We start from the raw sequence: 10,244 nt of genomic DNA on the forward strand, positions 1-10,244 counted from the left end.
GCGCGCGTTCTGGCAGCCCAGAACGTGCGCAACCGCCTGTTCGGCGGGGCAGGGTGCGGTCAGCGCACGTCCACGACGTCGACGACGAAGACGAGCGTCGCGCCGCCGGGGATGCCGGCCTGCGGCACGCCGCGCTGGCCGTAACCGTGCTCCGACGGGATGGACAGCAGCACGCGGTCGCCGACGTTGCGGCCGACGAGCCCCTTGTCCCAGCCGCCGATGACGGCGCCGACGCCGATCGGGAAGTCGATGGTCTGGCCGCGGTCGTAGGAGTTGTCGAACACCCCGCCGCCCCAGGTCTGACCCAGGTAGTTCACGACGATGGTGCGGCCGGCGTCGACCACCGGGCCGGAGCCCTCGGTCAGCACCTGCACCTGCAGGCCGGCGGGGGCGTCGCCCTCCGGGAACGTGATCTGGGGCTTGTCGCCGAAGCCGCCGGTGGCGGTGGGGAGCGTGGTCACAGGGGTACCTCGTCTTCGTCCGGGAGTTCCGCGGGGCGGGGCCACCGCGGGAGTGCGTCGTCCAGCCTACGTCGCGGACGCCGCCGACGACCCGGCGACCTCGTGCAGCGCGGCCAGCGCCGCGCGCACGGGCGGGGTGTCGGCGGCGGCGTCGCGGACGACGGCGTGGATGGACCGCGTGGGCGTGGGCCGCACCGTCGGCACCGCGACCGTCCCCGTCGGGAGGTGGGCAGCGCCCAGCACCGGCAGCACCGTGATGCCGATGCCCGCGCCCACGAACGCGAGCGCCGTCGGGTAGTCGTGCGCCTCGACGGCGAACGTCGGGCTGAACCCGGCGGCGCTGCACGCCTCCAGGAGGTTGCGGCGGCACCAGCCGCGCGCGAAGTCGTTGTCGACCCACCGGTCGCCGGCGAGCTCGGCGAGCTCGATCTCGTCGCGCCCGGCGAGCGGGTGCGACGCGTGCACGACGGCGACGTACGGGTCGTCGAGCAGGTGGTGGGAGGTGAACCGCGGAGCCTCCGGGGTGTCGCCCCACTCGGCGACGACGAGCTGCAGGTCCGGGCGCTGCGCCGCGTCGGTCGCCACGTCCTCGCGCAGCTCGAGGGCGAGGCGCACGCCCGGGTACTCGGTGGTGAGCGTGCGGACGACCGACGGCAACCACGCCGCCCCGACGGACGCGAAGTACGCGATCGACAGCGTGCCGGTGCGGCCGGCGCGCAGGTCGGCCACGAACGTCTCGACCTCGCCGAGCCGGGACAGCACGACGTCGGCCTCCGCGGCGAGCGCCAGGCCGGCCGCCGTCGGCCGGACGCCGCGGCCGTGCCGGTCGAGCAGCCGCAGCCCGGTCTCGCGCTGCAGCGCGGCGACGTGCTGGCTGACGGCGGACGGCGTGTAGCCCAGGTTGCCGGCCGCGGCGGCGACGGAGCCGCTGGCGACCACGGAACGGAAGACACGGAGGCGGTGGACGTCGAGCATGGCGTGACACTACAGCGGGACTGAAGCGTTCGGTAGATATCTGAACTGGTGCTCACGGGTCATGGCGGGGCACGATCGGCGCATGACCACGAGGACCCCGGACGCGACGAGCGTCGCCGACCCCGCCCGCCCGACCCGGGTCGGCGCGCTCACCGCCACGGCGATGGCGGTGACCGTGGTGCTGTGGGCGTCGGCGTTCGTCGGCGTGCGCGCCGTCGGGCACGACCTCGACGCCGGGGCGCTCACCCTCGGCCGGGTCGCGGTCGGCACGGCCGCCCTGTCCGTGATCCTCGGCGTCGCGCGCCTGCGCCGACGTGCCCCCGTGCGCCTCCCGCGCGGCCGGGCGCTCGTCCTCGTGCTGGCGTGGGGCGTCGCCTGGTTCGGCGCCTACAACCTCACGCTCAACGCGGCCGAGCAGCACCTCGACGCCGGCACCACCGCCCTGCTGGTCAGCATCGCACCCATGCTCGTCGCCGTCCTGGCCGGGGTGCTGCTGCGCGAGGGCTTCCCGCGCCGCCTGCTGGCCGGCATCGCCGTCGCGTTCACGGGCGTGGTCGTCATCGCGGTCGCGACAACCTCGGGCCGCTTCGACGTCGCGGGCGTGGTGCTGGGCCTCGCCTCCGCCGTCCTGTATGCCGGCGCCGCCACGCTGCAGAAGCGCCTGCTCCCCCACGTCGACGCGCTCACCATGACCTGGCTCGGGTGCCTCGCGGGCACGGTCGCGGCGCTGCCGTTCCTCCCGGCGCTCGTCACGCAGGCCGCGGCCGCGCCGACGTCGTCCCTGCTCGGGGTCGTCTACCTGGGCGTGTTCCCGACGGCGATCGCGTTCAGCACCTGGGCCTACGCGCTGGCCCGCGTGAGCGCCGGCCGCGCCGCCGCGTCGACGTACGCCGTGCCGCCGCTGGTCGTGCTGCTGTCGTGGGCGCTGCTCGACGAGGTCCCCGCGCCCGTCGTCCTGCTCGGCGGGGTGCTGGCGCTGGCCGGCGTCGCCGTGGCCACCCTCCCCCGCCGACCTGCCAGAGCCACGCGCACGAATACGTGAACCTGGCCCTGACAGGTCGCGGGTCAGAGGGCGGCGGCCTTGGCCTCCAGCACGCCGCGCTCGCGGGCGTTGCCGCACAGCCGGGCGGCGAGCTCCAGCTCGCCGCGCGCCTCGTCGTTCCGCCCCAGCCGGGCCAGCAGCTCGCCGCGCACCGACGGCAGCAGGTACGACCCGGACAGCACCTCGCGGGCGACGAGGTCGTCCACGACGGCGAGCCCGGCGGCCGGCCCCGACGCCATCGCGACCGCGACGGCCCGGTTCAGCTCGACGACGGGCGACGGCGCCACGCGGCCCAGCGCCTCGTAGAGCAGCACGATCCGCTCCCAGTCCGTGCTCGCCACGGAGCGGGCCGTGTCGTGCTGCTCGGCGATCGCCGCCTGCAGCCCGTACGGGCCGAGGCCGCGGCCGACGGCGACGGCGCGGGCGAGCGCGTCCCGCCCGCGGCCGATCGCCGACCGGTCCCACCGCCGCCGGTCCTGGTCCTCCAGCAGCACCGGCTCCCCGTCGGGGCCGGTCCGGGCAGGGAACCGCGCCGCGGTGAGCTCGAGGAGCGCGAGCAGCCCGTGCGCCTCGGGCTCGTCGGGCACGAGGCGCGCGAGGACGCGGGCGAGCCGCACCGCCTCGTAGGCCAGGTCCGGGCGCATCCAGTCGTCGCCCGCGGACGCCGTCGAGCCCTCCGAGAAGATGAGGTAGAGGACGTTGAGCACCGAGCCGAGGCGCTCGGGCCGGTCCGCCGCGGTCGGCACCTCGAACGGCACGCGCGCGGCGGCCAGGGTCTTCTTCGCCCGCGTGATGCGGGCCTGCACGGTCGGCACTGACACGAGGAAGGCCCGGGCGATCTCCTCGCTCGTCAGGCCGCCCACCACCCGCAGGGTCAGCGCCACCCGCGCCTCCTTGGCGAGCACCGGGTGGCAGGCGACGAACAGCAGCGCGAGCCGGTCGTCCTCGATCCGGTCCGGGTCCCACAGCAGGTCGTCGCCCGTGTCGGCCGCTCCCGCGCCCGTGACCACGCCACCCTCCCCGAGGTCCCGGGCCAGCGCGGCGTACCGCTCGTCGCGCCCGGCCCGGCGGCGGAACGCGTCGATGGCCCGACGCCGGCCGGTGGCCAGCAGCCACGCCGTCGGGTCGCGCGGCACGCCGTCCCTCGGCCAGGCCACCAGCGCCTCCGCGAGCGCCTCGGACGCGACGTCCTCGGCGAGCGCGAAGTCGTTGGTGTAGCGGGCGAGCGCACCGACGATCCGGCTGGACTCGATGCGCCACACCGCCTCGACGGCGCGACGGGAGGCCGCGCCGTCGTCGGCACGGCCCCCGTCGGGTGCGCTCGGGCTCACTGCGCCTGCTGGGTCCGGCGAGCCTGCTCCTCGCGCCAGCCCTCCTCCTTCTGCACCCACTCGTCGTCCTGCGGGAAGTCCTCGGGGCCGTTGACGCGACGCACCTCGAGCTTGGTGCCCGGGCCGCTGAGCGGCGCCCGCTTGGCCCACTCGATCGCCTCCTCCTTGGTGGCGACGTCGACGATCCAGAAGCCGTTGAACAGCTCCTTGGTCTCCCCGTAGGGGCCGTCCGTGACGACGGGCGTCTCGGAGGAGAAGTCGACGACCGACCCCTCGGACGCGTCGGACAGGCCCTCGCCCGCCGCGAGGACGCCCGCGTCCATCATCGACTCGTTGTAGCGGCCCATCGCCGCGATGACCTCCGTGAAGTCGAGCTGCTCGTAGGCAGCCTGGCCCTCGTCGGTCCCGCGCATGATCAGCATGTACTTCGGCATCGTGGTCACTCCGTCCGGTCGTCGTTGGTCGTTCGTGGGTGTGTGTTGTCGTTCGTGGGTGGTCGGCGCGTCTGCGCCTCGCCGGCTCAGAGCTGGTGCGTGCGCTCGCGCCAGGCGCGCTCCCGGCGCACCCACTCGTTGTCCTGCGGGAACTCGTCGATCGACGGGATGCGGCGGATCTCGGCCTTCATCCCCGGGCCGGCGAGCGGCGCCTTCTTGGCCCAGCCGACGGCGTCGTCGATCGTGTCGACGTCGAGGATCCAGTAGCCGTTGAACAGCTCCTTGGTCTCGCCGTACGGCCCGTCGGTCACCACCGGCTCGGCGCCCGAGTAGTCGACGACGACACCCTTCTCCGGCTCCTCGAGCCCCTCGGCGGCGACCAGCACCCCCGCCTCGATCAGCGCGTCGTTGTAGCGGCCCATCCGCTCGAGCATGTCGTCGAAGCTGAGGCCGGACTCCTGGAACGCGCGCTGCGACGCGTCGTCGGACCGCATGATCAGCATGTACTTGGCCATCGTCGTGCTCCCTGTCGTGTGCGCGGGTCGCCCCCCTGGGCGACCTTCTCATCCCCAGGTCGAACGGGGAACGACGGGATCGACACGGGCGCGGAACTTTTTTCGAGAAGCCTCTTGCGCCCTTCGGCTAACGGCATTAGCTTAATGGCTATGGACATCACCCCGACCGCGTCGATCCGGTATCTCGCCCGCCCCGAGGGGCGCATCGCCTACACGGACGCGGGCACCGGCCCGCTCGTGGTCGCGGTGCCCGGCATGGGCGACCTCCGCTCCACCTACGACGACCTCGTCCCCGCGCTCGTCGCCGCCGGCCACCGCGTGGTGGTCGCCGACCTGCGCGGCCACGGCGACTCCGACACCACCTTCCGCACCCACGGCGACGTCGCCACCGGCACCGACCTCGTGGCCCTCGTCGAGCACCTCGACGCCGGGCCCGCGGTGCTGGTCGGCAGCTCCATGGGCGGCTCGGCCGCCGTGTGGGCCGCCGCCGAGCGCCCCGACCTGGTGCGCGCCCTCGTGCTGCTCGCCCCGCACCTGCGCGAGGCCGCCTCCCCCGGCCAGCTGCGCCTCAACCGCGCGCTGTACCGCGCGCTGTTCGTCCGCCCGTGGGGCGGCGCGGCCTGGGCCTGGCTGTACACGTCGATGTTCGCGAAGGGCCGCAAGGGGGCCCGGCACGCGGAGCACGTCGCCGAGATCCGCCGCAGCATGAGCGACCCGGCGCACCTACGCTCCTTCCGCGACCTGGCCGTCGCGCTCGACCACTCCGTGATCGAGCCGCTCGTCCCCGCCGTCGAGGCGCCGTCGCTCGTCGTCGTCGGCGAGCTCGACCCCGACTACCAGGACGCCGGCGCCGCGCTCGCCGACATGCACGAGGCCCTCGGCGGGCAGGGGCTCCTGGTGCCTGGCGTGGGCCACTACGCGCAGCACCAGGCGCCCGAGGTCGTGACCCCGGCCGTCGTGGAGTTCCTCGCCGGCCTCCCCGCCGCCGACCTTGCCCCTCAGGAGAACGGCACCGACGGGCGGGGTTCCCGTGCCTAGGGCCGGGCTGTCCCGCGACGCCGTCGTGCGCCTCGCGCTGGAGCAGGTGGACGCCGGCGGCCCGACCGGGCTCGCGGACCTCACCCTCGCGAAGGTCGCGGCCAGCGCCGGCGTCGCCACCCCCAGCCTCTACAAGCACGTGGGCTCGCTGGCCGCCCTGCGCCGCGAGGTCGCGCTGGTCGCGCTCGAGGAACTGACGACGACGAGCGCGGCCGCGACCGTCGGCCGGGCGGGGCCCGACGCCCTGCGGGCGCTCGCCGGCGCGTGGCGGGCCTACGCCCTCGCCCACCCCGGCCGGTACGCCGCCGTCCAGCTCGCGCCCGACCCCGACCCCGAGGCCGTCGAGGACGCCGAGCACCGCGCCGCCGGGGCCCGCGTGGTCGCGCTCGTCGCCGCCGTGCTGCGCGGCTTCGGGCTCCCCGACGACCGCACCATCGACGCGGTGCGCGTCGTGCGCGCGGGGGTGCACGGCTTCGTCGCCCTCGAGCTGGGCGGCGGCTTCCGCCTCCCGGAGGACCTCGACCGCAGCTTCGACGTCCTCGTCGACATGCTCGTCGCCGGGGTCAGCGCCCTGGCCGACGCGTCGTCGGACGCCCCGTCGCTGACCACCACCTCGCCGGCCCCCACGAAGGAGCAGCCATGACCGCCGCACCGCACCCCGTCGCCCGCACCGCGCCGTCCGCTCGCCAGGGTGCGCGGCCCGACGAGGGCGCCCCCTCCCCCGCGGTGGCGCGCCCGGCCGTCGCGCGCTGGACCGTCGCCGGGGCGGTCGCCGCCGGCGTGCTCCTGCTGCTGTTCCCCGCGCTGCGGCCGTGGCCGGACGAGTCCGTGCCGACACTCGCGCTCGCCGCCGGGTTCGCGTCCGACCACTGGGTGCTCGCCCACCTGTGCGGCATCGCCGGGCTCGGGCTGCTCGCGCCGACGCTCCTGGGCGTGCGCGCGCTGCTGCGTGGCCGGCCCGGCGCCCGGGCGGCGACGGCGGCGGTCGTGACCGCGTGGGCCGGCGCCGGCATGAGCGCCCTGTACTTCGGCGCCGAGATCTTCGGCATCCGCACGATCGCCCAGGCCGCGCTGCGCACGGGCGACACCGCCCTCCTCGCCGACGTCGACGCGCTGCGCGAGCAGCCCGCCGCGATGACCCTCTTCGGCCTAGGCCTGGCGCTCGTCGCCGCGGCCGGCGTGCTCGCCGCCGTCTCCCTGTGGCGCGGCGGGGCCGCCCCGCGCTGGGCGGGCGTCGTCCTCGCCGCCGGCCTGCTGCTCTACCTGCCCCAGTTCTTCACCGCCCCCGCCGTGCGCGTCGGGCACGGCGTCCTCGTGGCCGTCGGCCTGGGCCTCGTCGCCTGGGCCGTGCACCGCCTCGGCGACCGCCGCTGAGCCCGGCCCGCCCCGGGCACGACGACGGCCGGCCACCCCGCGGGGTGACCGGCCGTCGGCCGTGGTGCGGGCGAGGGTCAGTCGCCGCCGCGCAGGATCGCCAGGATGCGCAGGATCTCCAGGTACAGCCAGACCAGGGTCACGATCAGCCCGAATGCCGCCGACCACGCGAACTTGGCCGGGACGCCCTGCTCGACGCCGCGCTTGATGGAGTCGAAGTCCATGATCAGCGACATCGCGGCGAGGCCGACGGCCACCAGGCCGACGATGATGCCGATCGGGCCGGAACGCAGACCCCAACCCTCGACCAGCCCGGTCCACGTGAGGATCACGTTGATCAGCGAGAACGCCAGGTAGCCGACCATCGCCACCAGCAGCCAGCGCGTGAACTTCGGCGTGACGCGGACCTTGCCGGACTTGAACAGGAACAGCGCGGCGGCGAAGGTCGCCATCGTCGCGATCACGGCCTGCAGCACGATGCCCGTCAGCGGCTCGCCCGAGTTCCCGACGGCGATCTGCGCGAACGCGATGCTGATGCCGCCGAGGAACACGCCCTCCGCGACCGTGTACGCGATGATGAGCGCCGGGCTCGGGTTCTTCTTGAAGGCATTGACCAGGCCGAGCACCAGCCCGGCGATCATGCCGACGGGCCACAGCTGCGGCATCACGTTCCACGTCACCGCGGCCACCGCGATCAGGAGCGCGAGCAGACCGCCGGTCTTGATGATGACGTCGTCGTAGGTGAGGCGCTTGGTGTCGGCCGTCGTGGCCGACGGCGCGCCGTACATGTTCTCCAGCGACGCCGCGTCGGCGGCCTGCGCGCCGGTGGTGCCCGCGGTGGTTCCGTAGGCGACCTGCCCGTACTGCGGCTGCGCCGTCGTGGTACCCCCAGGACGTGCACCCTGGCGCGCGCCGTTGCGGCGGGGCTCGCCGAAGACGTCGCTGTTCGAGAAGACGGGGTTGCTCATGAACTCCTCCTGGTCGCGGCTGCCGGGTGCCCGACGACGGGTCGTCGCGCGCGCAGTGCCGGGTCGCTGGCCGTGCGATCCATCGTAGGGAACGCACGGGGAGCACGAGACGTTCCCACGATCACCCGCCCCGATCGAGACGGAGACGTGACCCGGCCGTAGGCTCGAAGGCGAACCGTGCTCCCCGCCGCACCGCCGTCCGACGCCGGACCGGCGCCACCACACCCTGGGGCGACATGATCGAAGCACACGGCTTGACCAAGAGGTACGGACCGAAGCTCGCGGTGGACGACGTCACGTTCACCGTGCGGCCGGGCACCGTGACGGGCTTCCTCGGCCCGAACGGCGCCGGCAAGTCCACCACGATGCGCATGATCATGGGCCTCGACCGGCCCACCGCGGGGACGGTCACCGTCAACGGCCGGCCGTACGCGGAGCACACCGAGCCGCTGGCGGAGGTGGGCGCGCTCCTGGAGGCGAGGGCCGCGCACCCGGGCCGGACGGCGCGCCAGCACCTGCAGGCCCTGGCCGCCACGCACGGGATCGGCCCGGCTCGGGTGGACGAGGTCGTCGAGCTCACCGGCCTCACGACCGTGGCCCGCAAGCGGGTGGGCGGGTTCTCCCTCGGCATGGGACAGCGGCTCGGCATCGCGGTCGCCCTGCTCGGCGACCCCCGCACCCTCATCCTCGACGAGCCGGTGAACGGCCTCGACCCCGAGGGCGTGCTGTGGGTGCGCAACCTGGCCCGGTACCTGGCGTCCGAGGGCCGCACGGTCTTCCTGTCCAGCCACCTCATGAGCGAGGTGGCGCTGACGGCCGACCACGTGATCGTCATCGGCAAGGGCCGCATCCTCGCGGACACACCCGTGCAGTCCCTCGTCGACGGAGCGTCCCGCCGCACCGTGCGCGTGCGCTCCCCGCAGGCCGCCGACCTCGCCGACGCCCTGCGGCGCGAGGGCGGCGAGGTCGCGCCGGGCGAGGATGGCGCCCTCGACGTCACCGGCCTCGAGGCCGCCCGGGTGGGCGAGCTCGCCGCGGCCGGCGGCCTGGTGCTGCACGAGCTCACCCCGGTCTCGTCCACGCTCGAGGAGGCCTACCTCGCGCTGACCGCCGACGCCGTCGAGTACCAGACGGAGTCCCCGGTCGGGGCCCCGGCCAAGGACGGAGCGCCCCGATGAGCACCGCCACCGCGCCGGCCCACGACACCGCGCCCGCCGTCGTCGTCCACCGCGTCACGTTCGGCCGCGTGCTGCGCGGCGAGTGGATCAAGTTCCGCACGCTGCGCCCGACGGTGTGGACCGTGGTGATCACCGCCGTCGTCATGGTCGGCCTCGCCCTGATGATGGCCGCGATCATGCGCGTCGCGGCACAGACACCCGAGATGTCGGAGGGGATGTCCCAGGACCCGGGCCTGCAGGCGATCGGGCTCACCGGCACCACGATCGTGACGTTCGGCTACTCGTTCGGCGCCCTGGCCGTCGGCGTGCTGGCCACGCTGATCGTCACCAGCGAGTACTCCACCGGCACCGTGCGGTCGACGTTCGCAGCCGTGCCCCGGCGCCTGCCCGTCCTGTGGGCCAAGCTGGTCGTCATCGTGCTCGCCACCGCCGTGGTCGTGACGATCGCCCTGGCGATCGCGTACGTCTCGACGGCGCCGCTGCTCGAGGACGCCGGGATGAGCGTGGACCTGTCCGACGGCGAGCAGGTGCGGGCGCTGCTCGGCTGCGTGCTCTACCTCGCCACCGTGGCGGCGTTCTCCCTGGCGGTCGGCACCCTCATGCGGCACAGCGCGGGTGCGATCTTCACGATCGTCGCGATCTTCTTCGTGGTGCCGCTGATCTTCAGCATCGTGGTGCAGGCGACCGACGCGGCGTGGACCGACTGGGTCAACAAGCTGCTGCCCAGCGTCGCCGGCGAGCGGGTCATCTCCCGCGGCGCCCCGACCGACGCCCTGCTCGACCCGTGGGTCGGCTACGCCGTCCTCGCCGGGTACACCGTCGTCCTGCTGGTCGCCGCCGCGATCACCCTCAAGCGCCGCGACGCCTGAGGAGCACCACCGCGTGTTGTGAGCGGGATCTTGGCCCTGTTTCGACGCGAAACAGGGCC

12 protein-coding genes are annotated in these 10,244 nt (G+C 74.7%); 6 read left to right on the top strand and 6 right to left on the bottom strand.

What is annotated here, in order from left to right:
• Positions 1-59: 59 nt before the first annotated feature.
• On the bottom strand, positions 60-461 hold the full coding sequence (locus ACFWDO_RS20215; RefSeq protein WP_380324918.1) for an FKBP-type peptidyl-prolyl cis-trans isomerase: 402 nt from the start codon (positions 459-461) through the stop codon (positions 60-62).
• A 66-nt stretch (positions 462-527) separates the two neighbouring features.
• Positions 528-1,436, bottom strand: coding sequence for a LysR family transcriptional regulator (locus ACFWDO_RS20220; RefSeq protein WP_380324915.1), 909 nt, complete (start codon positions 1,434-1,436; stop codon positions 528-530).
• Between the two features lie 82 nt (positions 1,437-1,518).
• On the opposite strand from ACFWDO_RS20220, the gene ACFWDO_RS20225 reads away from it, so the two are divergent.
• Entirely contained in the window at positions 1,519-2,478 is a 960-nt protein-coding gene (locus ACFWDO_RS20225) for a DMT family transporter (protein WP_380324912.1), read from the top strand.
• A 23-nt stretch (positions 2,479-2,501) separates the two neighbouring features.
• Here the strand turns inward: ACFWDO_RS20225 and ACFWDO_RS20230 are convergent, their stop codons facing one another.
• The 3 genes from ACFWDO_RS20230 to ACFWDO_RS20240 form a co-directional block, all read right to left on the bottom strand.
• On the bottom strand, positions 2,502-3,809 hold the full coding sequence (locus tag ACFWDO_RS20230; protein WP_380324909.1) for an RNA polymerase sigma factor: 1,308 nt from the start codon (positions 3,807-3,809) through the stop codon (positions 2,502-2,504).
• The gene (locus ACFWDO_RS20235; RefSeq protein ID WP_380324906.1) at positions 3,806-4,243 is read right to left on the bottom strand and encodes a YciI family protein; all 438 of its coding nucleotides are present in this window, start codon (positions 4,241-4,243) and stop codon (positions 3,806-3,808) included. Before ACFWDO_RS20235 ends, ACFWDO_RS20230 begins: the two co-directional genes overlap by 4 nt.
• Positions 4,244-4,329: 86 nt before the next feature.
• Complete coding sequence (locus ACFWDO_RS20240; RefSeq protein WP_380324903.1) at positions 4,330-4,758, bottom strand: YciI family protein; 429 nt, start codon at positions 4,756-4,758, stop codon at positions 4,330-4,332.
• Positions 4,759-4,908: 150 nt separating this feature from the next.
• On the opposite strand from ACFWDO_RS20240, the gene ACFWDO_RS20245 reads away from it, so the two are divergent.
• Genes ACFWDO_RS20245 through ACFWDO_RS20255 form a run of 3 tightly spaced genes read left to right on the top strand, consistent with a single transcriptional unit; the run spans position 4,909 to position 7,170 of the window.
• Positions 4,909-5,796 (top strand): alpha/beta fold hydrolase, encoded by an 888-nt coding sequence (locus ACFWDO_RS20245; protein ID WP_380324900.1) that lies wholly within the window; start codon positions 4,909-4,911, stop codon positions 5,794-5,796.
• Entirely contained in the window at positions 5,789-6,439 is a 651-nt protein-coding gene (locus ACFWDO_RS20250; RefSeq protein WP_380324897.1) for a TetR/AcrR family transcriptional regulator, read from the top strand. The genes ACFWDO_RS20245 and ACFWDO_RS20250 overlap by 8 nt, the downstream gene beginning before the upstream one ends.
• A complete protein-coding gene (locus ACFWDO_RS20255) occupies positions 6,436-7,170 on the top strand; it encodes a hypothetical protein (RefSeq protein WP_380324894.1) in 735 nt (244 codons plus the stop codon). Before ACFWDO_RS20250 ends, ACFWDO_RS20255 begins: the two co-directional genes overlap by 4 nt.
• A gap of 77 nt (positions 7,171-7,247) precedes the next feature.
• Here ACFWDO_RS20255 and ACFWDO_RS20260 read toward each other — a convergent pair whose 3' ends face one another.
• Positions 7,248-8,138, bottom strand: a complete 891-nt coding sequence (locus ACFWDO_RS20260; protein WP_380324891.1) for a Bax inhibitor-1/YccA family protein — start codon at positions 8,136-8,138, stop codon at positions 7,248-7,250.
• A 236-nt stretch (positions 8,139-8,374) separates the two neighbouring features.
• On the opposite strand from ACFWDO_RS20260, the gene ACFWDO_RS20265 reads away from it, so the two are divergent.
• Positions 8,375-9,316, top strand: a complete 942-nt coding sequence (locus ACFWDO_RS20265; RefSeq protein ID WP_380324888.1) for an ABC transporter ATP-binding protein — start codon at positions 8,375-8,377, stop codon at positions 9,314-9,316.
• Positions 9,313-10,185 carry an ABC transporter permease subunit gene (locus tag ACFWDO_RS20270; protein WP_380324885.1) on the top strand — a complete coding sequence of 291 codons (873 nt, stop codon included), beginning with the start codon at positions 9,313-9,315 and terminating at the stop codon, positions 10,183-10,185. The genes ACFWDO_RS20265 and ACFWDO_RS20270 overlap by 4 nt, the downstream gene beginning before the upstream one ends.
• Positions 10,186-10,244 lie beyond the last annotated feature (59 nt).

Source organism: Isoptericola sp. NPDC060185 (genome assembly GCF_042728595.1).
Lineage (GTDB): Bacteria > Actinomycetota > Actinomycetes > Actinomycetales > Cellulomonadaceae > Isoptericola.